General features: G+C 66.3%; 22 protein-coding genes. 12 read left to right on the top strand and 10 right to left on the bottom strand.

All coding sequences use genetic code 11. The features are described 5' to 3' along the window. The first annotated feature begins 94 nt into the window (after window positions 1–94). The 4 genes from OXR00_RS16885 (at window position 95) to OXR00_RS16870 (ending at window position 3,631) form a co-directional block, all read left to right on the top strand. A complete protein-coding gene (locus tag OXR00_RS16885; RefSeq protein ID WP_267389417.1) occupies window positions 95–1,099 on the top strand; it encodes a fumarylacetoacetate hydrolase family protein in 1,005 nt (334 codons plus the stop codon). A gap of 23 nt (window positions 1,100–1,122) precedes the next feature. Continuing rightward, on the top strand, window positions 1,123–2,805 hold the full coding sequence (gene treF / locus OXR00_RS16880) for an alpha,alpha-trehalase TreF (RefSeq protein ID WP_267389416.1): 1,683 nt from the start codon (window positions 1,123–1,125) through the stop codon (window positions 2,803–2,805). 10 nt (window positions 2,806–2,815) lie between these two features. Then, on the top strand, window positions 2,816–3,232 hold the full coding sequence (locus OXR00_RS16875) for an ACT domain-containing protein (RefSeq protein ID WP_267389415.1): 417 nt from the start codon (window positions 2,816–2,818) through the stop codon (window positions 3,230–3,232). An 84-nt stretch (window positions 3,233–3,316) separates the two neighbouring features. Continuing rightward, window positions 3,317–3,631 (top strand): SMR family transporter, encoded by a 315-nt coding sequence (locus OXR00_RS16870; RefSeq protein WP_267389414.1) that lies wholly within the window; start codon window positions 3,317–3,319, stop codon window positions 3,629–3,631. Between the two features lie 82 nt (window positions 3,632–3,713). Here OXR00_RS16870 and OXR00_RS16865 read toward each other — a convergent pair whose 3' ends face one another. From OXR00_RS16865 to OXR00_RS16855, 3 genes are read right to left on the bottom strand one after another with little or no spacing between them, the layout of a single operon-like run. After that, window positions 3,714–6,989, bottom strand: a complete 3,276-nt coding sequence (locus OXR00_RS16865; RefSeq protein WP_267389413.1) for an error-prone DNA polymerase — start codon at window positions 6,987–6,989, stop codon at window positions 3,714–3,716. Further along, entirely contained in the window at window positions 6,986–9,073 is a 2,088-nt protein-coding gene (locus tag OXR00_RS16860) for a DNA polymerase Y family protein (protein WP_267389412.1), read from the bottom strand. The genes OXR00_RS16865 and OXR00_RS16860 overlap by 4 nt, the downstream gene beginning before the upstream one ends. Then, window positions 8,979–9,737: a protein ImuA gene (locus OXR00_RS16855; protein ID WP_267389450.1), complete on the bottom strand. Its 759-nt coding sequence runs from the start codon at window positions 9,735–9,737 to the stop codon at window positions 8,979–8,981. The genes OXR00_RS16860 and OXR00_RS16855 overlap by 95 nt, the downstream gene beginning before the upstream one ends. A 163-nt stretch (window positions 9,738–9,900) precedes the next feature. Here OXR00_RS16855 and OXR00_RS16850 point away from each other — a divergent pair, with 163 nt between their 5' ends. Genes OXR00_RS16850 through OXR00_RS16840 form a run of 3 tightly spaced genes read left to right on the top strand, consistent with a single transcriptional unit; the run spans window position 9,901 to window position 13,634 of the window. Then, window positions 9,901–11,187, top strand: coding sequence for a 3-methyl-2-oxobutanoate dehydrogenase (2-methylpropanoyl-transferring) subunit alpha (locus tag OXR00_RS16850; protein ID WP_267389411.1), 1,287 nt, complete (start codon window positions 9,901–9,903; stop codon window positions 11,185–11,187). A 44-nt stretch (window positions 11,188–11,231) separates the two neighbouring features. Then, a complete protein-coding gene (locus OXR00_RS16845; RefSeq protein ID WP_346732011.1) occupies window positions 11,232–12,236 on the top strand; it encodes an alpha-ketoacid dehydrogenase subunit beta in 1,005 nt (334 codons plus the stop codon). A 57-nt stretch (window positions 12,237–12,293) separates the two neighbouring features. Then, a complete protein-coding gene (locus OXR00_RS16840; RefSeq protein WP_267389409.1) occupies window positions 12,294–13,634 on the top strand; it encodes a dihydrolipoamide acetyltransferase family protein in 1,341 nt (446 codons plus the stop codon). A gap of 82 nt (window positions 13,635–13,716) precedes the next feature. Here OXR00_RS16840 and OXR00_RS16835 read toward each other — a convergent pair whose 3' ends face one another. Together OXR00_RS16835 and OXR00_RS16830 are read right to left on the bottom strand one after the other, a co-directional pair. Then, entirely contained in the window at window positions 13,717–13,863 is a 147-nt protein-coding gene (locus OXR00_RS16835) for a lmo0937 family membrane protein (protein ID WP_242152502.1), read from the bottom strand. A 78-nt stretch (window positions 13,864–13,941) separates the two neighbouring features. Then, on the bottom strand, window positions 13,942–14,724 hold the full coding sequence (locus OXR00_RS16830; RefSeq protein WP_267389408.1) for an SDR family oxidoreductase: 783 nt from the start codon (window positions 14,722–14,724) through the stop codon (window positions 13,942–13,944). Window positions 14,725–14,840: 116 nt separating this feature from the next. Between OXR00_RS16830 and OXR00_RS16825 the strand changes: the two genes are divergently transcribed. Together OXR00_RS16825 and OXR00_RS16820 are read left to right on the top strand one after the other, a co-directional pair. Beyond that, window positions 14,841–16,931 (top strand): bifunctional (p)ppGpp synthetase/guanosine-3',5'-bis(diphosphate) 3'-pyrophosphohydrolase, encoded by a 2,091-nt coding sequence (locus OXR00_RS16825; RefSeq protein ID WP_267389407.1) that lies wholly within the window; start codon window positions 14,841–14,843, stop codon window positions 16,929–16,931. 85 nt (window positions 16,932–17,016) lie between these two features. After that, window positions 17,017–17,388 (top strand): hypothetical protein, encoded by a 372-nt coding sequence (locus OXR00_RS16820; protein ID WP_267389406.1) that lies wholly within the window; start codon window positions 17,017–17,019, stop codon window positions 17,386–17,388. Here the strand turns inward: OXR00_RS16820 and OXR00_RS16815 are convergent. Then, window positions 17,385–17,795 carry a Rieske 2Fe-2S domain-containing protein gene (locus OXR00_RS16815; protein ID WP_267389405.1) on the bottom strand — a complete coding sequence of 137 codons (411 nt, stop codon included), beginning with the start codon at window positions 17,793–17,795 and terminating at the stop codon, window positions 17,385–17,387. The two genes, OXR00_RS16820 and OXR00_RS16815, sit on opposite strands and share 4 nt — an antisense overlap. Before the next feature lie 129 nt (window positions 17,796–17,924). Between OXR00_RS16815 and OXR00_RS16810 the strand changes: the two genes are divergently transcribed. Then, entirely contained in the window at window positions 17,925–18,941 is a 1,017-nt protein-coding gene (locus OXR00_RS16810) for a glycosyltransferase family 2 protein (protein WP_267389404.1), read from the top strand. 30 nt (window positions 18,942–18,971) lie between these two features. On the opposite strand, the gene rnc is transcribed toward OXR00_RS16810, so the two are convergent. Both rnc and lepB read right to left on the bottom strand, forming a co-directional pair. Beyond that, window positions 18,972–19,640, bottom strand: a complete 669-nt coding sequence (rnc, locus tag OXR00_RS16805) for a ribonuclease III (protein ID WP_267389403.1) — start codon at window positions 19,638–19,640, stop codon at window positions 18,972–18,974. Then, on the bottom strand, window positions 19,637–20,497 hold the full coding sequence (gene lepB / locus OXR00_RS16800) for a signal peptidase I (protein ID WP_267389402.1): 861 nt from the start codon (window positions 20,495–20,497) through the stop codon (window positions 19,637–19,639). Before lepB ends, rnc begins: the two co-directional genes overlap by 4 nt. Window positions 20,498–20,603: 106 nt before the next feature. Between lepB and pgi the strand changes: the two genes are divergently transcribed. Beyond that, window positions 20,604–22,094, top strand: coding sequence for a glucose-6-phosphate isomerase (gene pgi, locus OXR00_RS16795; RefSeq protein ID WP_267389401.1), 1,491 nt, complete (start codon window positions 20,604–20,606; stop codon window positions 22,092–22,094). Between the two features lie 71 nt (window positions 22,095–22,165). Here the strand turns inward: pgi and OXR00_RS16790 are convergent, their stop codons facing one another. After that, a complete protein-coding gene (locus OXR00_RS16790; RefSeq protein WP_267389400.1) occupies window positions 22,166–22,390 on the bottom strand; it encodes a hypothetical protein in 225 nt (74 codons plus the stop codon). A gap of 214 nt (window positions 22,391–22,604) precedes the next feature. On the opposite strand from OXR00_RS16790, the gene gorA reads away from it, so the two are divergent. Continuing rightward, window positions 22,605–23,954 (top strand): glutathione-disulfide reductase, encoded by a 1,350-nt coding sequence (gene gorA, locus OXR00_RS16785; protein WP_267389399.1) that lies wholly within the window; start codon window positions 22,605–22,607, stop codon window positions 23,952–23,954. Between the two features lie 18 nt (window positions 23,955–23,972). Here gorA and mce read toward each other — a convergent pair whose 3' ends face one another. Beyond that, entirely contained in the window at window positions 23,973–24,392 is a 420-nt protein-coding gene (gene mce, locus OXR00_RS16780; protein ID WP_267389398.1) for a methylmalonyl-CoA epimerase, read from the bottom strand. Window positions 24,393–24,394: the final 2 nt, after the last annotated feature.

Below are 24,394 nucleotides of genomic sequence, written 5' to 3'. Positions count from 1 at the left end.
TAGCGAGGCCGCGCGGCAAGGGCAACGGCGGAAAGCGGGTCGACAGCTTCGGCGAGAGGGTTATGTTCGGCCCATAACAAGCAGGAGAGCGCGCATGAAACTGGCCAGCCTCAAAGGGGGCCGCGACGGCCGCCTTGTCGTCGTCTCGAACGATCTCGCCTGGTGCGCCGATGCCGCGCATATCGTGCCGACCCTGCAAGCCGCGCTCGACGATTGGGACCAGGTGGTTACCGCTCTCCAGAACCTCGCCACCGATCTTGAGCATGAAACGATCCCGATGCGGCGCTTCCACGAACATGCCGCCGCCGCCCCCCTGCCCCGCGCCTATCAATGGGCGGACGCCTCGGCCTATGTGAACCACGTCGCGCTGGTGCGGCAGGCGCGCGGCGCGGAGGTGCCTGACAGCTTCTGGCATGATCCGCTGTTGTACCAGGGCGGATCGGACGGGTTCCTCGGCCCTCGCGACCCGATCCCGCTCGCCGACGAAAGCTGGGACCTCGACCTGGAGGCCGAGGTGGTGGTGGTGACCGGCGACGTGCCCGCCGGCGCCACTCGCGAAGAAGCACTGGGCGCAATCCGGCTGGTCGGCCTCGCCAACGACGTGTCGCTGCGCGCGCTGATTCCGGGCGAAGTCGCCAAGGGGTTCGGGTTTTTCCAATCGAAGCCGGCAAGCGCGCTGTCGCCGGTGTTGGTCACGCCCGAGGCGCTCGGCGACTGGTGGCAAGACGGCAAGCTCCACCGACGCATCAACGTCGACGTCAATGGCAGCCCACTCGGTCGGGTCGAGGCGGGTGTCGACATGACGTTCGATTTCGGTGCGCTGGTCGCGCATGCGGCGAAGACACGCGCGCTGGCGGCGGGGACGATCATCGGCTCTGGAACCGTCTCCAACCGCGATGCAGACGGCGGCCCCGGCAAGCCGATCGTTGAAGGTGGCGTCGGCTATGCCTGCATCGCCGAACAGCGCAACGTGGAGACGATCCGGGGCGGGCAACCGTCTACGCCATTCCTCAAACGCGGCGATACCGTGCGGATCTGGGCCGAAGACGATAGGCATCATGCCATCTTCGGCGTAATCGAGCAGACCGTCGGCGGCTAAGACAGGGGGCAGGTTTGCGAGCGATGAAGGCGATTCTGGCGGCGGCGCTGCTCGCGCTGGCCGGCGGTTCGGTCGCGCACGCCGCGTCGCCGCAGCGCGCGACCGCACACAAGACGGTGAAGGGCAAGGCGGCAAAACACCGCAAGGCGCGCCGCCCGCGCCACCACGCCGCTGCCGCCCCCGAGGTCGTCGCCGAAGTCGCCTCGTGCATCCCGCCCGCGACGCCGATCGTGGGGGCGGTGCCGACCCCGCTCGACCTGTACGGCCCGATCTTCACCGCCGTGCAGACCGCGCGGCTGTACCCGGACAGCAAGAGCTTCGCCGACGCGACCCCGCTGCGCCCGCATGCCGCGATCCTCGCCGACTGGTGCGCGACGCAACCCGAGACGCCGGACCAGTTACATGCCTTTGTCCAGCGCAACTTCACCGTGCCGATGGCGGCGCCGACTCCGCCGGCCGACCCGTCGCGCCCACCGGTGCAGGACCATATCGCCGCATTGTGGCCGCACCTGACGCGCCCGCCGCTCGTCGCGACACCGGGCGGCTCCGCGCTGTCACTGCCGGAACGCTATGTCGTCCCGGGCGGCCGCTTCCGCGAGATGTATTACTGGGACAGCTATTTCACGATGCTGGGCCTGAAGGCGGACGGGCATGGCGACCTCATCGACTCGATGCTGGCTGATTTCGTGTCGCTGGTCGAACGCTATGGCCATATCCCCAACGGCACGCGCAGCTATTATGTCGAACGCTCGCAGCCGCCGGTGCTATATCTGATGATGGCGCTGTCCGACACGCACGACCCCGCGATCGAGGCGCGCCGGCTAAAGGCGTTGATCCGCGAGCATGACTTCTGGATGCAGGCCGAGCATGTCGTGACGATGCCGGACGGCAGCGTGCTCAACCGCTATTACAGCCACGCCGACCGCCCGCGCGAGGAATCGTGGCGCGAGGACGTCGCCCTTCAGGCGCGTACCGGGCGGGACGCCGGGCCGCTGTACCGCGACATCCGCGCTGCGGCCGAAAGCGGCTGGGATTTCAGCTCGCGCTGGTTCGCCGACGGTAAGACGCTGGCGACGATCGACACCACCAACGTCGTGCCGGTCGATCTCAACAGCCTGCTGTACGGCATGGAGGGTGCGATCGCCGATTCCTGCCGGGGCGACGGCGATGTGGAATGCGCCAAACGCTTCGACGCGCTCGCCAACGCACGCCGCGCGGCGGTGGAGAAGTGGCTGTGGGACGACAAGGGCGGCCGGTACGGCGACTGGGATATCGCCAAGCACGCTTTGCGCCGGGGTCTGAGCGCAGCCACCGCCTTTCCGCTGTTCACCGGACTTGCCGCGCAGGACCGGGCGGAGATCGTCGCGTCGACCATTTCGGATTCGCTGGTCGCGCCGGGTGGCCTTCGCACCACGCAGGCGCGCACCGGCGAGCAATGGGATGCGCCCAACGGCTGGCCGCCGCTGCAATGGATCGCGATCGAGGGACTGAACCGCGCCGGCCACGAGACGGCGGCGCGCGAACTGGCGCAGCGTTTCCTCGCGACGGTGCTGCACGAATACCGGGCGAGCGGGCGGATGCTGGAGAAATACGATGTCGAGCAGGCCCGACCGGGCGGCGGCGGCGAGTATCCGTTGCAGGACGGTTTTGGCTGGACCAACGGCGTGGTGCGCGCGCTGATCGCACGCTACGGCAGGGCCCAATGAGCAAGGCTTCGTGACCGTCGTTACCGGGCGCGATGCGATGATCGCGGGCATGGCGCCTGTCCTGCGCGAGGGATGCTTCGTGTTCTGCACCGCGCCCAACCTCGAACGCTTCGGAGCCGATGCGATCAGCCTGTTCCGCGAGGATGAAGGCTGGTCCGCGATCCTGCCGCTCGATCGCGCAATCGTGCTTGGCTTTGATTGCGCCACACCGATGCGCCAGATCACGTTGCAGGTGTTCTCCGCGCTCGGCGGCGTCGGGCTGACCGCGGCGGTGGCGGGCGCGCTCGCCGGGGCGGCCATCGCCTGCAACATGGTCTCGGCGTTCCACCACGATCACGCCTTCGTCCCCGCCGCGCATGCCGATCGCGCGCTTGCCATGTTGCAACGGCTGCAGGCGGACATTGCCGTCGCCTCGTCCGCCGACTAAGGCGCGCCTCCGGGGCCACGTCCTCGTACCGCCCACGCGGTTGCATGTCCGGGACGACCCGGCTTCTCAACTCGGGAGGGCGGTATGCCCTGGATTGCTTTGACCATCGCCGGACTGCTCGAGATCGTATGGGCGTATGCCATGAAACAATCGGCCGGCTTTACGAAGCCCGGACCGGCCGCGGTGACGATCGTCGCGGTAATCGCGAGCTTCAGCCTGCTCGGCTATGCAATGCGGAGCCTGCCGCTCGGCAGTGCGTACATGATCTGGACCGGCATCGGTGCGCTTGGCGCATTCGTGCTGGGCATCGTCCTGCTTGGTGAAGCGGCGACGCCGGGGCGGCTGGTCGGTGCGGGGCTGCTGCTGGCAGGATTGCTGATCCTCAAGGTGACGTCTTAAAGCGGATGCCGAAGCGGCATGACGAGCCGCTGCGCGCGCTCGCGCTACACGGCTCGCACGCCAGTGGTTCCGGCGAGCTGCCTCAATGAAAATCGTGGCTTTTCACCGGAATCGCCGGCTTCTCGCGGTAATGCCAGTCGATCCGGCCACGCTTCCACTCCGGGTCGCGCGGGTCGATGGTGCCGCCGTGCGTCGCGCCATCGCCGGGCATGGTGAGGCGCGGCAGTTCGATGTCGCCAACCTGGCCGAGCAGACCGGTAAGATCGACCACGCGGTCGGCGACGACATGGATCACCAGCCCCTCCTTCTGTACGCGCCCGATGATCGAGACCATCGTCGCGGTCATCACGGTGCGGCGCTGCGCCTCGAACCGGTCGGGCCACAGGATACCGTTGGCGATGCCGGTCTCGTCCTCGACGGTGATGAACAGCACGCCCTTTGCACTGCCCGGCCGCTGCCGCACGAGGATGATCCCCGCCACCTCGACACGCGCGCCGTCCTTTATGTGTTGAAGGTCGCCGCATGCGCGGATGCCGCGCCGGGTGAGGTCGCCGCGCAGGAAGGTGAGCGGATGCGCGCGCAGCGAGAGTTGCGTCGCGCGGTAATCCTCCACCACCTCACGCCCGGCGGTGAGCGCGGCGAGCACGACCGGCGGCTCAATGCCCGACGCGCGCGCATCCGCGGCGGCGAACAGCGGCAGCGGCTTTGCGCCAAGCCCACGCACCGCCCACAACGCCTGCCGCCGATCAAGCCCGAGCGCATGGAACGCATCGGCCCGCGCGAGCTTCTCGAGCGCGAGCGTCGACAGTTTCGCACGCCGCCACAGGTCCTCGACCGAAGCGAACGGCCGCTCGTCGCGCGCGAGCACGATGCGGCCGACGTCCGCGCCGGCCAGCCCCGAGACGATACGCAGGCCGAGGCGGAGCGGTGCCAGCAGACCGCTCGGGGCTGGCGTGAGGATGGTGTCCCACTCGCTCGCGTTGATGCACGGCGGCAGCACCATAACGCCATGCTCGCGCGCATCGCGGACGATCTGTGCGGGGGCGTAGAACCCCATCGGCTGTGCATTGAGCAAGGCGGCGCAGAATACGTCGGGGTGATGATGCTTCATCCAGCATGAAGCGTAGGCGATCTTGGCAAAGCTCGCCGCGTGGCTCTCGGGGAAGCCGTAGCTACCGAACCCCTCGATCTGCTTGACCAGCCGCTCGGCGAATTCCTGAGTGATGCCGTTCCTGCGCATCCCCTTGATGAGATCGTCGCGGAACTCACCGACACCACCGGTTTTCTTGAACGTGGCCATCGCCTTACGCAGCTTGTCGGCCCGGGTCGGCGGAAAGCCAGCACCGATAATCGCGACCTGCATCGCCTGTTCCTGGAACAGCGGCACGCCGAGCGTCTTTTTCAGGACGCTTTTCAACTTCGTGCTGGGATATTCGATCTCTACCTTGCCCTCGCGCTCCTGCTCGCGGCGTTTGAGATACGGGTGCACCATGTCTCCCTGGATCGGCCCCGGCCGCACGATCGCCACCTGAATGGCGATGTCATAGAAGTTCGTCGGCTTCATGCGCGGCAGCATCGACATCTGGGCGCGGCTCTCAATCTGGAACACGCCGAGCGTGTCCGCCCGCTGGATCATCTCGTACACCGCAGGATCGTCGACCTGCATTTCCGGACCGGACATCACGAGGTTCAGCCCCTTGTGCGCGCGCAGCAGCTCAAAGCAGCGCCGCATGCAGCCGAGCATGCCGAGGCCAAGAATATCCACCTTCATGAAGCTGAGATATTCAATGTCGTTCTTTTCCCACTCGATCACGCGGCGATCAACCATCGCCGCAGGTTCGATCGGGATCAGCGAATCCAGCCGGTCCCGCGTCAGCACGAAGCCGCCAGGATGCTGCGAGAGATGCCGCGGCGTGCCGATCAACTGCGCGGCCAGGCTGAGCGCAAGCGCAAGCCGCGGTTCCGTCTTGTCGAGGTTGAGCGCTTCGACATGTTCATCGGGAACGCCCTCGCTCGACCAGCCCCAGATCTGGCTCGCAAGTCCTGCGGTGACGTCCTCGGCCAGGCCCAAAGCCTTACCGACTTCACGGATGCTGCCCCGCGAGCGAAAACGGCTGACGACGGCCGTCAACGCGGCATGATGATGGCCGTACGTATCATAGATCCACTGGATCACTTCCTCGCGGCGTTCGTGCTCGAAATCGACGTCGATATCGGGCGGCTCCCCACGATCTTCCGACAGAAATCGCTCGAACAGCAGTTGGTGCCTGACCGGGTCTATCGAGGTGATGTCGAGCACGAAACAGATTACGGAATTCGCCGCCGAACCGCGGCCCTGGCACAAAATACCTTGGCTACGGGCGTATTGCACGATCGAATGGACTGTCAGAAAATAGGCGGCATAGCCCCAGTGCTTGACCAGTTTGAGTTCCTTGGTCAGCAGTTTGCGATAGGCCGCACTTGGCCGCGCATCTTTACTTCGGATGTTAAGGGCGCGCCACGCCAACTTCTCCAGCGCCTTTTGTGGGCTGTGCCCGCTCATCACCAACTCATCGGGGTATTGGTGACCGAGTTCGCGCAACGAGAAGGTGCAGCGCTCCGCGATCGCGGCGCTGGCCGCGATCGCGTGCGGAAAGCGACGGAAGCGGCGCGCCATCTCCCCCGAACTTTTAAGATGCCGGTCGGCGCTGCGTTCGCGGCGAAAGCCCAATGTGTCGATGGTGCATTTCTCCCGGATCGCGGTGACGACATCCTGCAACATGCGCCGTTCGGGCAGGTCGTACAGCACGTCGCCCGTGGCGAGCGGCGTCAGCCCGAAACGTCGCGCGGCATGGTCGAGTGCGTGCAGGCGTGCCACGTCGCCGGGGCGGCGCAACTGGGTGAGGCAAACGTGGCCGCGCGTGCCGAACACGTCCGCCATCCACCGCATCGCTACCGCATCCGCGTCGGCAATGCCGGGCACCAGCGCCGCCACCAACCCATCGGCATACGCCGCGACATCCTCCCAATGCAGAAAACAGCGCCCCTTTTCACCGGCCTTGCGGTCGGCACGGCTCTTGCCGAGCGTGAGCAGGCGCGTGAGGCGACTCCACGCGGCGCGGTCCTCGGGCCAGACCAGCAGCGACGTGCCGTCGACCAGATCAAGCCGACAACCAGGGATCGACCGGATCGCAACGCCGATTTCGGCGAGTTGATCGCAGGCGTAGAGGGCTTGCACCACTCCGGCGACGGAATTGCGGTCGACGATGCCGAGCGCGGGCAGACCCAATGTCGCAGCGACCTTGAACAGTTCCTCAGGCGACGCCGCCCCGCGCAGGAACGAATAATGCGTCGTGACCTGAAGTTCGCAGTAGGTCACCCGAACGCACCGTGAATGAACCAAGCAAGGTCGCCGGTCTCGGCCCGCTCGCCGTCGCCGCGACGGAACAGCCAGAAGCGATGGCCGATTTCGTCCTCAACCTGAAAATAGTCACGGACCAGTTGCGCCTCCGCGGTGCGATGCCACCATTCGCCGAGGATGCGTTCCGGCCCGTCGGCACGGACGATCCGGTGCGTCTGCCCGCGCCAGGTGAAGCGGCGCGGGGGCTGGTCGGGCAGTTCGGCGATGACATGATCGAGCTGTTCGGGCCGCCGCAGCAGGCGCGCCGGACGCGGCCAGCGCGGATGCCAGGGGTGTAGATCAACACCGCGATCGAGTTGACGGATGTCGTCCGACTTGAGCCGAACGCCGGCACGCGGCGCCTCGCTCATGGGCGGCGCAGGTGCAAGCGAGCGTTCGGGCACATCACTTTCGACCGCGCGCATCCGCCATAGCCGCGCATCGCCGATGCGGTTGGCGAGCGTATCAACGAGGGGAGCAAGGTCGGCGGGCCGATCCTCCAGCCGTTCGTCGAACGGCTGCGCATCGAGCCGGTCGGCACGGCGGACGTGGAGCGCGAGCGCGTCGATGCCGTAGCCCGGGGCGATCTCCTCGATACGGCGGGTGATGAGACGCAGCATGTGTGCGCCATCGCGGCTTGGCCGGGCGAGGCCGATGTGGAGGCGCTGCGGTATGCCGTCGATGCGATCGGCAACGAGTTCGATTCGCCGTGCCCCCTGCCCGACCTGCGCAAGCGCGGTGACGAGGCGCGGCATCAGCACACCGAGCCAATGCGCAATCGCCTCGGCCGTGGCGATCGGCTCCATGAAACGCTGCTCGACCAAGATCGGCTCGGGCGGAACGACCGGATCGAGCGGCTCGGCGACACGCCCGCTCGCCTGATCGATGCGGGTGACGAGCGCGTCTCCAAACCGGCGCACGAGGGGCGCGCGCGGCATTGCGACAAGCTGGCCGATTGTATCCACACCAAGGTGAACAAGCCCATCGACCGCGCCGGAATCGAGGCGGAGCGCGGCGAGGGGCAAGCCGGCAATCGCCTCGACATGACGCGCGGGCGGCACGATGCTGCACCCCCGTCCACCGAACCGCGCCATCGCCCAAGCCGCACCCGCCGTGTCCGCCACCGCGATTCGCGCGGTGAAGCCCAGTCGCCCAAGCAACCGGACGATGCGCTGCGCCATCCGGGCCTCACCGCCGAACAGATGTGCGGAGCCGGTGATATCGAGCATCAGCCCGTCCGCATCCCCCCCGTCCGTTGTGGAAAGCGCAGTGAGCGGCGTCCAGCGGCGTGCCGCCGTGATGGCGAGGCGCAGCAGATCGGCGGCGTCACCTGCGGGATCGGCGTCGCGGATGTCGAGTTCCGGCACCAGCGCACGGGCCTGCGTTATCGCCATGCCGGGGGCTAGGCCGAGCGCACGTGCGCCGGCGCAGGCCGCGGCGATGACGAGGCGGCTGCCCTGTTTGATGCTGGTGACGAGCGGGCGATCCTCACCGCTATGGCAGACCGGGGTGGGACGCTCCGGCGCGGCGATGTCACGCAATCTCGGACGCTGCAACGTCTCGCGTCCGGAAGAGTCCGGATGTCCGGCCATGCTGCGCGGGTCTGGCCCGAGCGATTTCGGAACCGAGCCCGCCGGGCGGAAGGGTTGGCCCCCGGTCGCCTCGTCGGCACGCATCGCGCGGAACGGTGGTGCGGCCGCTTCGCTGCGACGGCCGAGGTCGCGAAACGGAGGCCGCTGGTGTGCGGGCAAAGCGGCGATCTGCGCTTCGACGTCTTCCCGAGCCCAGCGCGCGCCCGGACGCCAGCCTCCGCCGCGAGGGACAGAGCATGTTTCCGCACGTTCGGCGGCAGCGGCTTTCTCGAGGGGGGTAGCGCCACGGCCAAAGCCCGTGTCGCCGGACGACGCCTCGCGCCGCCGGCCGCCTTCGTCGCCGTGCGAAATAGCTGCGCTATTTGGTCTCGCGACGTCAGGCCGCCTCGACATAGACGTATCGATCCGCGTCATCCGTCGCAGCCGTTCGATCGGCCAGTCGGGCAGGTAGAGCGAGGCGACCCGTTTCATCGCATGCCTCCATGATGGTTTGGAAAGGCTCGCCGCCGCGCTGGCGGACGAGGTCGATGTGCCAGCAGGCGCGCCCCACCCCCTCGACCGGCAGCGGCGTGGAGGGCGCGCTGCCGATCCGCCAGCGTGTGATTGCGGCGGAGGGGACGTGAAGCGGATTGCCGCCTTCCCTCGCATGGCGTTTCAGCAGCAGCGCGATGGTCTTGCCGCCTTCCGCCGCCAGTTGCAGGCGGCGCGTATTGGGCATGGCGGCGCGCTTGACCTCGCCGATCACTGCGCCGAGGCCACGGTGCCGCAGCCCCTCCTCCATCAACGCGAGCACCTCGGCATCGTCGGAGGCCTCCGCATAGAGCACGCGGTCAGGATCAAGCCCGGCCTGATACAGGCCCGGCGCGAACAGATCGCGCCGGCGTACCACCCACAATACCGGCCCCCATGCCCGCGCGGCGGCGCCCGCCATGAACAATGTCGCGGCGGCATCGTCGCCGGGATTCGGGCTGGCGGCGGCAACCTCATGCAACGAATCGAGCCGCAAACCGCCGCCTGCGATCCGCTCGTCGAGCGCCGCCACACCGAACGGCAAAACCGGGCGACGCTTGTAGCCGTCGCCCTGGATCGCTCGCAGGCTTTCGCGCAATTCTGCTATAGTGGCTGACGACACGATTCGACTCGCTGCTAACTGTTCCTATTTTGTTCTGTTTTGATGCGGCGAGTCAATGGCTTTGCGCAACGGAGATCTAGCAAAGCCGGTTGAAATATAATAACAACAGTGCACAAGATGATTTCGGGCGCTGATGAAGGCGATCCGAACCGAAGCCGGAGATGTGATGTCCAGCGACCGTCAAGGCGCGAACCTGCCCCCCCTCTCGCTGTACGTGCCGGAGCCGCGCTTCCGACCGGGCGATGCGGTAGACTTCACGCAAGTCAAACTGCCCCCCGCCGGCCAGGCGCGTCGGCCCGACACCGCCGATCGAGCTGAGGATTTCACCGACCTAGCCTATGATCTCGTGCGCGTGCTGGACGAGGATGGACAGGCGGTCGGTCCGTGGAACCCGCGACTCGACCCCGATACGCTGCGCGGCATGCTGCGCAGCATGGTGACCGTGCGTGCGTTCGACGAACGCATGTTCCGCGCGCAGCGACAGGGCAAGACCAGCTTCTACATGAAGTGCACCGGTGAGGAGGCAGTGGCCGTTTCCGCCGCGTTCGCGCTCGATCGTGACGACATGTGCTTCCCGTCATATCGTCAGCAGGGCCTGCTCATCGCGCGCGACTGGGATCTGGTCGACATGATGAACCAGATCTATTCGAACAAGGGCGACCGGCTGCAGGGCAAGCAGTTGCCGATCATGTATTCGGTCAAGGAGGCGTCGTTCTTCTCGATCTCCGGCAACCTCACCACGCAATATCCGCAAGCCGTCGGCTGGGCGATGGCGAGCGCGGCGAAGGGCGACACCCGCATCGCCGCCGCCTGGTGCGGTGAGGGATCGACCGCCGAGGGTGATTTCCACTCCGCTTGTACCTTCGCCTCCGTGTACCGCGCGCCGGTAATCTTCAACGTCGTCAACAACCAGTGGGCGATCTCGAGCTTTTCCGGGTTTGCCGGCGCGGAGGCGACCACCTTTGCGGCGCGTGCGATCGGCTATGGGATCGCGGGCTTGCGGGTCGACGGTAACGATGCGCTTGCTGTCTATGCCGCCACTGCCTGGGCGGCGGAGCGGGCGCGCACCAACCAGGGCCCGACGCTGATCGAGCATTTCACCTACCGCGTCGAAGGGCATTCCACCTCGGACGATCCCGGCCAGTACCGTTCCGCCGGCGAGGCGAGCGCATGGCCGCTCGGCGATCCGGTCACGCGGCTGAAGAACCACCTCATCGCGCTCGGCGAGTGGGACGAGGAACGCCACGTCGCACAGGATAAGGACGTCGCCGAAATGGTCCGCGCCGCGCAGAAGGCGGCCGAAGCGAACGGCATCCTCGGACACGGCCTGCACCAGCCGCTTGATACGCTGTTCGACGGCGTGTTCGAGGAAATGCCGTGGCACTTACGCGAGCAACAGGCACAGATGATGGCGGAAGAGACGGCAAGCGGCCGTCCGTGGGCGCGCAAGTGATGGCTGAGGACGCAAACGTGCAGGCTACCGAACCAACCACGCGCATGAACATGATCCAGGCGATCAACTCCGCGATGGCGGTGATGATGGAGCGCGACCCCGCCGTGATCGTAATGGGCGAGGATGTCGGCTATTTCGGCGGCGTGTTCCGCGCGACCGCCGGGCTCCAGGCCAAGTTCGGCAAGACCCGCGTATTTGACACGCCGATCACCGAATGCGGCATCATCGGCGTCGCGGTCGGGATGGGCGCCTATGGCCTGCGCCCGGTGCCGGAAATCCAGTTCGCCGATTACATCTACCCCGCGCTCGACCAGTTGGTGAGCGAAGCGGCGCGGCTGCGCTATCGCTCAGCCGGTGAGTTCATCGCGCCGATCACGGTGCGATCGCCGTTCGGGGGCGGCATCTTCGGCGGGCAGACCCATTCGCAAAGCCCCGAGGGCATCTTTACCCACGTCTCGGGCATCAAGACAGTGATCCCCTCGACGCCGTACGACGCCAAGGGGCTGCTGATCGCCGCGATCGAGGACAACGACCCAACGCTGTTTTTCGAGCCGAAGCGCATCTACAACGGCCCGTTCGACGGCCATTGGGACAAGCCGACGCAGAACTGGTCGCAGCATCCCGCCGGCGCGGTGCCGGAGGGCTATTACAAGATCCCGCTCGGCAAGGCGAACGTGGTGCGCGAGGGCGAGGCGCTGACCGTGCTGGTCTATGGCACGATGGTGCACGTCGCCTCCGCCGTCATTGCCGAGGCGGGCATCGATGCCGAGATCATCGACCTGCGTACGTTGGTGCCACTCGATATCGAGACGATCGAGGCATCGGTGAAGAAGACCGGGCGTTGCATGATCATCCACGAGGCGACGCGCACCGGCGGGTTCGGCGCGGAGTTGTCGGCCCTGGTGCAGGAGCGCTGCTTCTACCACCTTGAGGCGCCGATCGAACGCGTCACCGGCTTCGACACGCCCTACCCGCACAGCCTCGAATGGGCGTATTTCCCCGGTCCGGTGCGGATCGGCGAGGCGCTCAAGAAGGTGATGCGCGATTAGGGATGGGTTCCCATCCCGCTTGTGTTTCCAGATTTCGCTCGAACAAACGGATTTGAAATGGCGCGTTTCACCTTCAAGCTGCCCGATATCGGTGAAGGCATTTCCGAGGCGGAGATCGTCGCGTGGCATATCGCCGTGGGCGACCGGGTCGAAGAGGACCAGCGTGTCGCCGACATGATGACCGACAAGGCGACGGTCGAGATGGAATCGCCGGTGTCCGGCGTTGTCGTCGAACTGGCGGGCGAGGTCGGCGAACAGGTGTCGATCGGTGCGGCGCTGGTGGTGATCGAGACTGACGCGGTCGACGTCGGGGCCGAGGAAGCGCCCGCGCTCGGACCGATCGATCTGGTCGATCCGGCGGAGCAGGTGTTCGAGGCGGAGAACCCGGGTGTCGAGGAGGTTCTCGCGCCTGCGCATTCCCTGGAACAGGCATCGGTGCCGTCAGAGGGCGCAGAACCCGAAGCGCCGCGTCCCGCTGTCGCAGATGCTGGCCCGCAGTCTGCACCGGTCAAGGCAGACGAGGCGAAGGCGCCGGCGACCGTATTAGCCTCGCCTGCGGTACGCGACCGCGCCAGGACGCTTGGCATCGATCTCGCGCAGGTAAAGCCAGCCGAGGGCGAGCGTATCCGCCATGCCGATCTCGACGCATTCCTGCGCTACGGCTCCGCACAGGGCTATCACGCCCCACACGCGAACCGCGCACGCGCCGACGAGACGGTAAAGGTGATCGGCATGCGCCGCCGCATCGCCGAGAACATGGCGGCGTCGAAACGCGCGATCCCGCATTTCACCTATGTCGACGAGATCGATGTCACCGCGCTGGAGGACATGCGCGCCGACCTCAACGACAATCGCGGCGACCGCCCCAAGCTGACCATGCTGCCGCTACTGATCGCGGCGATCTGCAAGACGATCCCCGCCTTCCCGATGCTCAACGCGCGTTATGACGACGAAGCGGGCGTCGTCACGCGTCACGGCGCGGTGCATCTCGGCATGGCGACGCAGACCGACGCGGGGCTGATGGTGCCGGTGATCCGCGACGCGCAGGATCGTAACGTCTGGCAGCTTGCCGCCGAGATCACGCGACTGGCCGAAGCCGCGCGGACCGGCAAGGCGACGAGTTCGGAACTGTCGGGATCGACGCTGACGGTCACGTCGCTGGGGCCGCTTGGCGGGATTGCGACCACACCGGTCATCAACCGGCCGGAGGTGGCGATCATCGGTCCGAACAAGATCGTCGAGCGGCCGGTGTTCCGGGGCGACGAGATCGTGCGGGCAAAGCTGATGAACCTGTCGATCAGTTGCGATCACCGCGTAGTCGATGGCTGGGACGCGGCGAGCTTCGTACAGGCGCTGAAGCGGTATCTGGAAACGCCGGTGCTGCTGTTCGCCCACTGAACGGCGAGCCTTGAAGCAGGCCGGATCTAGTATGTTATGGCCGCCCCGGTAACACCACCGGGGCGGCCATCACGTTTGCCGGTTATAAGGAGCGGCGACCGGTGATGAGCTGGAAGATCACGACGATCACGGCTATCACCAGCAGGATGTGGATGAGCCCGCCGCCGATATGGATCGCGAAGCCAAGCAGCCACAGTACAACGAGAATGACGGCGATTGTCCAAAGCATATTGAGGCTCCCTCTAGTAATACCTGATCTGAACGTCGCGTGATGCAGAGCGTTCCGCCTGCGTGACAAAAGCTTTGATTAACCTGCCAACAGCCTTTGCACGTGCGCCGAGATCCGCCGAGCGATCCCGCGCGGCAGCAGGCGGACCGAACCCGCCATCGCAGCATTTCTCACGCCCGCCACCTTGATCGCCCTGCCCTGCGCGAGCGCCGCCATACCGTCGCGTACCACCGTCTCCGCATCGGCGGCGTTTTTCTCGAAGAAGCCGCTGCTGCCCATCCCGGCGATCCCGGCGAATTCGGTACGGGTCGGGCCGGGGCATAGCGCCGTCACTCGCACGCCCTGCCTGCGCACCTCCTCGTGCAGCGCCTCGGAGAAGCTCAGCACGAATGCTTTGGTCGCGTAATAGACCGCCATGCCCGGTCCCGGCTGGAACGCTGCGGTCGAGGCGATGTTGAGGATGCCGCCGCGCCGCTTGGCGACCATTCCCGGCAACACCGCATGCGTGAGTTCGACCAGCGCACGACAGTTCAGGTCGATCATCGCCACCTGCACGGCGCCGTCACTATCCGAAAGCGCACCGCGAACGCCAAAGCCGGCGTTGTTGACGAGCGTATTTACCGTCAGCCCGCGTGCGGCGATCTCGCGCATCAGTTCAGGCACAGCCCCGGCCGCGCCGAGATCGCAGGCGATCACGTGCGCCGAAACGCCCGTGCCGGCGATCCTAGTCGCCAGCGCCTCCAGCCGCTCGGCCCGCCGCGCGGCGAGAATCACGTCGTTACCGGCCGCCGCCGCGCGTTCGGCGAACAGCGCGCCGAGCCCGGCCGATGCGCCGGTTATAAGCCAGGTGTCGCGTGCCATATCGTCGTCTCCGTGTCGCCGCAAAGCGTTGCAACAACGCCACCATGCAGCAAAAGCCCACTGACGCGATCAAGATTGTATTGCCAAGCAGCGGGGCACGCCCCACTCTTTGGGGAGTGCTGCGCCAATACGAACTGGTCGATCGGGTTTTGAGCTACGATCCGAATGCCGACGAGGCGTTGCTCAACCGCGCTTATGTGTTCTCGATGCAGGCGCACGGCAGTCAGAAACGCGCGTCGGGCGACCCGTATTTCAGCCATCCGATCGAGGTGGCGGGCATCCTGACTGACCTGCGGCTCGACGACGAGACGATCGCCACCGCGATCCTGCACGACACGATCGAGGATACCGTCGCCACGCCGGAGGAGATTACCCGGCTCTTCGGACCGTCGGTGGCGCGACTGGTCGATGGCGTGACCAAGCTTTCCAAGATCGAGGCGCAAACCGAGAACGAGCGTGCGGCGGAAAACCTGCGCAAGTTCCTGCTCGCCATGTCGGACGACATCCGCGTGCTGCTGGTGAAGCTGGCCGACCGGCTGCACAACATGCGCACGCTGCACTTCATCTCGAAGCCGGAGAAGCGCCGCCGCATCGCGCGCGAGACGATGGATATCTACGCGCCGCTTGCCGAGCGGATCGGCATGTACGAGTTCATGAAGGAGATGCAGACGCTCGCCTTCGCCCAGCTCGAACCCGAAGCGTTTGAATCGATCACGCGACGGCTGGAGCAGCTGAAGGACGGTGGTGACGACCGCATCGAGAAGATCGGCTCCAGCCTCAAGATGCTGCTGTCGCGGCACGGCATCGAAGCGGAGGTCAACGGCCGCGAGAAGCACCCCTATTCGATCTGGAAGAAGACCAACGAGCGTCACATCAGCTTCGAACAATTGTCCGACATCATGGCGTTCCGCGCGATCGTGCCGGACGAGGAGGCGTGTTACGCTGCGCTCGGCGCGATCCACCGGCGCTGGCCGATGGTGCCGGGTCGCTTCAAGGATTACATCTCGACCCCAAAGCGCAACGGCTATCGCTCCCTCCATACCTCGGTGATCCATGCCGAGAACCGCCGCATCGAGATCCAGATCCGCACACCCGACATGCACGAGGAGGCCGAACTCGGCCTCGCCGCACATTGGGCGTACAAGCAGGCCAACGCCCATCCCGAGGCGCAGGTGAGCTGGATCCGCGATCTCGTCGAGATCCTCGACAATGCCGAGAGCCCTGAAGAGCTGCTCGAACATACCCGCATGGCGATGTATCAGGATCGCATCTTCGCCTTCACGCCGAAGGGGGAACTGCACCAGTTGCCCAAGGGCGCGACCCCGATCGACTTCGCCTATGCGGTCCACACCGATCTTGGCGATCAGGCGGTCGGTGCGAAGGTCAACGGGCGGGTCGTGCCGCTACGCACAATCATCGCCAATGGCGATCAGGTGCAGATCTTGCGATCCAAGGCGCAGCACCCGCAGGCAAGCTGGATGAATTTCGCGATCACCGGCAAGGCGCGTGCGGCGATCCGACGCTTTCTGCGCCAGACCGAGCGCGAGGAAACCCATGCGCTGGGCCGCAAGCTGTATGACGAGGTCGTGTCGCGCCTGCCCGCGCCGCTCGGGGCCGAGGCAATCAAGGTCGCGCTCACCCGGCTTAAGCTTGCGGACGAGGCGGCGTTGATGGAGGCGATCGCCCGGCGGCGCATCACCGATGCCGAGGTCATGGAAGCGCTGATGCCCGGCTCGGTTCAGGCGAGCGGCCAGCAGCAGGCGCCAGCGCAGACCAAGGCGATCTCGATCCGTGGTCTGACGCCAGGCGTCGCCTACGATCTCGCCGAATGTTGCCATCCGGTGCCGGGCGACCGCATCGTGGGCCTGCGCCGACCGGACCAGGGCATCGAGGTGCATGTCATCGAATGTCCGGTGCTCGCCACCGCCGACGATGCTGACTGGGTCGATCTCGCCTGGGGCGACAAGACCGAGGGCGGCACCGCGCGCATCGCCGTGGGGGTCAAGAACGAGCCCGGCTCGCTCGGCACGATCGCGACGATCATCGGCGGGCAGAAGGCCAACATCGTCAACATGCGGCTCGACAACCGCGACTCCGGTTTTCACACCAACACCTTCGACGTGGAGGTGCACGATACGCAGCACCTGATGCGGCTGATCGCGGCACTCCGCGCGGCGGATGCGGTCAGCGGCGTGGAGCGGATCTAGCCGTGCCATGGGCCGCCCGCGCGCCGCGACCGATGCTTTTGCAGCCAGGCCGGTTCGGGTCTACAAGCGCAACATGATCCGTTTGATGCCCCGCCCCGCCCACCTGCTCGCGCTTGCCGCTGCGGCATGCTGTTGCCCGCTTCCGGGTTCAGCGCAGACACAGGCGGCACCGGAGACGGCGCAGTCGACCGTCGCGCCTGATGGCGACACGATCCGCCTCAGCGACGAACAGCGCGACAAGATCCTCGACAGCAACACCATCGAAAGCGCGGCGCGCGCGCGGGGCGAGTTGGACAACGGCGGCGCACCCCTGCCGGGCATCCACGGCGAAGTCGGCGCGATGATCGGCTCGAACGGCACGCGTGGCAACTACGGCACGGCGGCGATCCCGCTGGGCGACAATGCCGGCGCGGTGGTCTCGTTCGAAAACAGCCGTTACGGCTACCCTCGCCGCTAACCGAGAAACGGCAACCAGCGGAAGCGCGGGCCGGTGCGCGCGGTAACGATCGTGCCGCGAATCACCGCCACCGGCCACGGCTCCAGCCGCTGCCCCTTGCACGGCCCGGAGATGCAGGTACCGTCCGCAACTTCGAACAGCGCGCCGTGCCAGCGACAGGCGAGCAAGGTGCCGGTCGAGACCTGGTGCACGATATAATCGTCCGGTGCCGCCGCCAGCGATACGCCGGCGTGCGGGCACAGATCGACGTACCCCGTCACCGTATCGCCGGTGCGAACGACCACACCGTCGAACCTCCCGGCCTTTAACGACAAGCGGAAGCCGCGTGCCGCACCATCGGCGATGTCGGTGAGCGGGCCGAGTTTGATGCCGGGCGGCGTAATGTAGATGCGGGTATCGGTGGCCATCGCGGCGCCTTATCGAATCAAAAAGCTTTGGATGCTACCGCCTTCGCGGTTGGGGATCGGGGGAGCTTCGCGAGCATGCAGCAATTTTCGGCATCGGCATTCGGCGGCCAAGGCGCTATGCGCGAGACTATGCAACGTCCTGCCCTGTCCGTCGTCATCCCGTGCTATAACGAGGCCGCCTGTCTCGACCAGCTTTACGCGCGCGTCTCCGGCGCGGCGCGGGCGGCGGTGGGTGAGGATTTCGAGATCCTGTTTATCAACGATGGATCAAAGGACGATAGCTGGCCGGTGATGCAGCGCCTCGCCGCCGCGGACCCGCACCTCGTCGCGATCAACCTGTCGCGCAATCACGGCCATCAGCTTGCACTCACCGCCGGGCTGGACCTGTGCGCGGGCGAGCAGATCCTCATCATCGACGCCGATTTGCAGGACCCACCGGAACTGCTTGCCGACATGCGTACGATGATGACCGCGCAGGACGCCGACGTCGTTTATGCGGTGCGCCGCAAGCGCGCGGGCGAATCTTTGTTCAAGAAGGTGACGGCGGCGGCGTTCTACCGCCTGCTCGACCGGGTGACCGACACCGCCATTCCGCTCGACACGGGCGATTTCCGGCTGATGAGCCGGCGCGCGCTCGACGCGTTCCTTTCGCTGCCCGAACAGGCGCGCTTCATTCGCGGGATGGTGGCATGGGTCGGGTTCCGCCAGGTGCCGTTCGTGTACGACCGGCACGAGCGGTTCGCCGGCGAAACCAACTACCCGCTCGGCAAGATGATCCGTCTCGCGCTCGACGCGGTGACGGGGTTTTCAACCGCGCCGCTTCGGCTCGCCAGCCACGCCGGGCTGGTGCTGACCGGTCTGTCGCTGCTGCTTTTCGTCTACATCCTCGTCGGTTTCCTCACCGGCAGCGCGGTGGCGGGCTGGACCTCGACGATGCTGGTAGTGGTGCTGCTGGGTGCGGTGCAGATGTTCGTCTTGGGCATGATCGGCGAATATCTTGGCCGGCTCTACGTCGAATCGAAGCGGCGGCCGTTGTATCTGGTCGCGGATGTGGCCGGGCCGGTGCAGGGCCGCGCGACGCTGGGCTTCCGCGCCGAGCCGCGCGTGGTACCGGGCGAAGCGGCCGTGGAGACTGCGGCGGAGTAAGCCGCGCCCTCCGCTCCTCTGGATTAACGCTCAGCCGGCAACCTTCGCCAGCAGCGCCGCCGCTGCCGCCGTCTCGGCCTCCTGCTTCGACCCACCCTCGGCCTGCGCTTCCGCATACCCGCCGAGCGTCGCCTTCACGATGAAGCGCGGTGCATGGTGCGGGCCGGAACGGTCTACCACCTCGTAAGCCGGCGCCTTGCGGTTGTTTGCCGCCGCCCACTCCTGCAACGCCGACTTTGGATGCAGCGGCGCCGCCGTCGCACGCAACGGCCGGTCACCCCAGGCGGTGCGGATCGCGGCGCGCGCTGCCTCCAGCCCGACGTCTAGGTACAGCGCACCGATCAGCGCCTCCATCACGTCGCCGAGCACATTGTCGCTGTCCGCCGCGCCGTCGTCGCGCGCCTGTTTGCCGAGCCGCAACTGAGCCGGCACGCCGAGCGCGCGCGCGACGTCGGCGCACGCCGCGCCGGTTACCAGCGTGTTGAGCCGCCGCGACAGCGCGCCCTCCGGCTCCTTGGGGTATAGCGCGTACAGCCACTCCGCCATGACGAGGCCGAGCACGCGGTCGCCGAGAAATTCGAGCCGCTCGTAATTCGCCGCCGCCTGGCTGCCATGCGTCAGCGCGCGCTCGTAACTGGCGAGATCGGCGGGCGCATGACCGAGCGCGCCCGCGATCCAATTCCTAAGCGCCTCGCTCAAAAGCCTTCCCCGATGCGGTTCAGCCGCGCGGCGGTGAACCACGTCCACGGCAGCAGCCAGTTGGCCGAACCATCGGTCGACCAGAAACCGACCACCGCCTTGCCCTCGATCCGCTCCATCGGCACGTACCCCATGCCTGAGGCTTCACCCGGCAGCGCGTCGGCGGGCGCGGGGAAGCGGCTGTCCGAACTGTTGTCGCGGTTGTCGCCCATCACGAACACGCGGCCGGCGGGTACGGTGTATAGCTTGGTGTCATCGCGGTCGGGCATCTCGCCCTTGTCGAGCACGTTGTAGTTCTTGCCGTCAGGCAGCGTCTCGCGGAACTGCATGTAGCGGCACACCGGCTTGCCCTTCGCGTCGACGCTCTGGAACGGCGGATCGCAGGCATCGGTGCCGTAATTGGGCGACAGCGGCAGGATGAAATCGCCGATCCGTTGCTTCGGCACCGCGACGCCGTTGAGGATCACCTGACCGTGCCGCACCTGAATTGTGTCGCCGGGCAGGCCGATCACGCGCTTGATAACGTCGACGTCGTCACCCGGCGGACCGCGGAACACCACCACATCGCCGCGCGCCGGATCGTGCGGGAAGATACGGCCGGGGATCAGCGGCACGCCCCACGGCAGCGACCAGCGCGAGTAGCCGTAGTTCCACTTCGAGATGAACAGGTAATCGCCGATCAGCAGGCGCGGCATCATCGATTCGCTTGGGATGCTGAACGGCGCGAGGATGAAGCTGCGAAAGATCAGCACGACCACTGCAAGCTTGAGCAGGAACGTGAGAGTCTCGCGCGTCTCCGAACGCGGCTTTCCCGCCTTGGTGGTAACGCGGGCGGGTTTTAAATCGGGTTCGGACATTTTCGGGCCTTTGGTCAGGGTGCCACCCCTCGTCAAGCTGGTGGTTGTAATGTGGCGCGGCTAGGACGATCTGACCATCCCGTCCTAAACCATTTCCGAGGTGCCCATGCCCGCCGACTGGACCGCGATCGAACAGCTCCCTGCAACCAAGCTTACCGATCTTTTCGCCGCCGATCCCGGGCGGCTCGGCAGCCTCAGCCTCGACGTCGCCGGCATCCACTTCGACTGGTCCAAGACGCACCTCACCAAGGATGCGGTTGCCGCGTTCGAGGCGCTGGCGAAAGCGCAGGATCTGGCCGGCAAGCGCGAGGCGCTGTTCGCGGGCAAGGTCATCAACACCACCGAAGGCCGTTCGGTCACGCACGTCGCCGAACGCGGCGAGGGCGCGGAGGAGGACGTCGCCAAGGCGCAGGCGCTGCACGCCCGCATGCGCGCGCTGATCGACGCGATCGATGCCGAGGCACTCGGCCCGATCGCGCATATCCTCCACGTCGGCATCGGCGGGTCGGCGCTCGGCCCCGATCTGCTGGTCGACGCGCTCGGTCGCGAATCGGGCCGCTACGACGTGGCGATCGTCTCCAACGTTGACGGTTCGGCGCTGGAGGAGGTGTTCGCCAAGTTCGATCCGACCGCGACGCTGCTGGTGGTCGCCTCCAAGACCTTCACCACCAAGGAAACCATGCTCAACGCCGAAAGCGTGCTGCAATGGATGGCCGAGGGCGGTGTCGAGGACGTGTACGGTCGCGTCGTCGCGCTGACCGCCTCGCCGGACAAGGCGGTCGAATGGGGCGTGGACGAAACGCGCGTGCTGCCGTTCGCCGACTCGGTTGGCGGGCGCTACTCGCTATGGTCGTCGATCGGCTTCCCCGCTGCGCTCGCGCTCGGCTGGGACGAGTTCGCAGACCTGCTCGAAGGCGCGGCCGAGATGGATCGCCACTTCAAGCAGACTGCGTTGGGGCAGAACGCGCCCGCGCTCGCCGCCTTCGCTGACCTCTATTATGCGCAGGTCCGTCACTGCGAGACGCGCGCCACCTTCGCTTATGACGAGCGACTGCGGTTGCTGCCGTCGTATCTCCAACAGCTCGAGATGGAATCGAACGGCAAGGGCGTGACCATCGATGGCCAGCCGCTCACCCGGCCGAGCGCGCCGATCACCTGGGGCGGTGTCGGCACGGATGCGCAGCATGCGGTGTTCCAGTTGCTCCACCAGGGCACGCACCTCGTGCCGGTCGAGTTCGTCGCGGTGATCGAGCCGGGCGACACGCTGTCCGAGGATCACCATCGGCAGTTGCTGCTCAACGCGTTTGCGCAAGGTGCCGCGCTGATGGCGGGGCGCGACAATGCCGATAAGGCGCGCGCCTATTCGGGCGACCGACCGTCGTCGACGATCCTGCTCGACACGCTCGATGCACGCACGCTCGGCGCGCTGATCGCCTTCTACGAACACCGCACCTTCGTCAGCGGCGTGCTGATCGGCATCAACTCGTTTGATCAGTTCGGCGTGGAGCTGGGCAAGGAAATGGCCAAGGCGGCCGACGCGGGCGGCCAGGAGTTCGATGTCTCCACAACCGACCTCATCAAACGCGCATTCGGATGATCGGGCAGGCGGCGGCCCCACCTGGGTCCGCCGCCTCCTCCTGAACAATGCGTGGCAACACCGGCACCGCGTCACGCCGGCTTATGCGCCCTGTGCAACCGGCCCGCTGGTGCCGCCGCTGACGTGCGCCGGACGAGCAGCACGTACGTCACCGGCTTGTCTTCGCCGACCAACTCGAATTGCACGTTATTCGCGGTCTCGCGATATCGGTCGGCTCGGCTCGGCAGATCACGCGCGGGCTGCTCGCCGTCGCTGGTGCGGTGCGCGACCCGCATGTCGTCGGTGAAGATCAGCACGGTGCCCCGTGACAGCCGGCAAGCACCAGCATGCCCCACAGAACCAACAGGTAGCGCATCGACCTGATCCTGCCGACCCTTGCGGCGCTGCGGGACGCTCCCCAACTTGCGCCCATGCGGGCCGTCCGGCCCTCAGCCAAGCGCTTCGATGCAGCAAAGCCGCATTGCGACAAATGCGCTTTCATGGGGTTCGTGCGCGGTCTAGGAGCGCTGGATGAGCGATAGTTACGATTATGATCTGTTCGTCATCGGCGCCGGTTCCGGCGGCACCCGTGCCTCGCGCGTTGCCGCAGCCTATGGAGCCAAGGTGGCGGTGGCCGAGGAATACCGCGTCGGCGGCACCTGCGTCATCCGCGGCTGCGTACCAAAAAAGCTGCTGATCTACGGCGCGCATTTTGCCGAGGATTTGGCGGACGCACGCCGGTTCGGCTGGAACGTGCCGAGCTGCGATTTCGACTGGAAGGTGCTGACCGACAACGTCTTCGAGGAGATCGACCGGATCAACGGCGCGTACACCTCGACGCTGACCAACAACGGCGTGACGATCATCAACGATCGCGCGGTCATCACCGGCCCGAACAGCCTGCGCCTAGGTGATGGGCGCGAGGTGACGGCGGCGCGCATCCTGGTCGCCACCGGTGCGACGCCTTCCGTGCCGAAGTGCCCAGGCCACGAACTCGGCATCACCTCAAACGAGGCGTTCCACCTCGACGCAATCCCGAAGCGGATCGTCATTGCCGGTGCCGGCTATATCGCCAATGAATTCGCCGGCATCTTCCACCAGTTCGGCGCGCACGTCACGCTCATCAACCGGACCGATGTGATCCTGCGCGGCTATGACGAGCAGATCCGCGATCGGCTGCTCCAGATTTCGATGATGAAGGGGATAGACTTCCGTTTCCACGCCGATTTCCGTGGCATCGAAAAGCAGGCCGACGGCAGCCTGCTGGTGTCGATGACCGGCCACGACCCGATCGAGACCGATTGCGTGATGTTCGCGACCGGCCGCGACCCCAACACGGACGGCCTCGGCCTGGAGAGCGCCGGCATCACGGTCGACGCCAAGGGCGCTATCCCGGTCGACGATAGCGGACAGACCGCGTGTGCGAGCATCTACGCGATTGGCGACGTCACCAATCGCGTACAGCTCACACCCGTGGCGATCCGTGAGGGGCAGGCGTTCGCCGATACGCTGTACGGCGGGAAGCCGACGCGGGTCGATTACGACAACATCCCCTCGGCGGTGTTCAGCCATCCCCCAATCGCAAGCGTCGGGCTTACCGAGGGGCAGGCCAAGAACAAGTTCGGCGCGGTGAAGGTCTACGCGTCGGATTTCCGGCCGATGAAGAACGTGCTCGCCGGCCGGAATGAGCGCGCGCTGTACAAGATGGTGTGCGATAGCGTGACGGGGCGGATCCTCGGCCTGCACATGATCGGCCCCGACGCGCCGGAAATCCTGCAGGCGGCGGCGGTGGCGGTCAAGGCCGGCCTGACCAAGCAGGCATTCGACGACACGATCGCGCTGCACCCGACGATGGCGGAGGAGCTGGTGCTGCTACGATAGCCAGCCCGCCGCCGGGCGTCAGTGCGCCCCGGCCGGCGTCTCCATGATCTCGGTCAGGACGCCGCCCATATCCTTGGGGTGGAGGAAGAACACCGGCGTGCCGTGCGCACCAATGCGCGGCTCCCCCAGCAGGCGAACACCCCGGCCCTCGAACCACGCCTTGGCAGCGGCGATGTCAGGCACTTCGTAGCAGACGTGGTGCTGCCCGCCGGCCGGGTTCTTGGCGAGAAAGCCATGGATTGGTGATGCGTCGCCAAGCGGCTCGATCAATTCGATCTGAGTGTTCGGAGTGTCCACGAAACACACCTTGACGCCCTGCGCAGGCAAATCGAACGGTTCGCCGATGCGGGTGGCGCCCAGTATGTCGCGGTACAACGCCATCGATGTCGCAATGGAGGGCGTCGCCACCCCGATGTGGTTGAGCCGACCGAGCTTCATCG

It is taken from the genome of Sphingomonas sp. GC_Shp_3 (assembly GCF_026540945.1).
Lineage (GTDB): Bacteria > Pseudomonadota > Alphaproteobacteria > Sphingomonadales > Sphingomonadaceae > Sphingomonas.
This window is presented reverse-complemented; position numbering and strand designations above follow the sequence as displayed.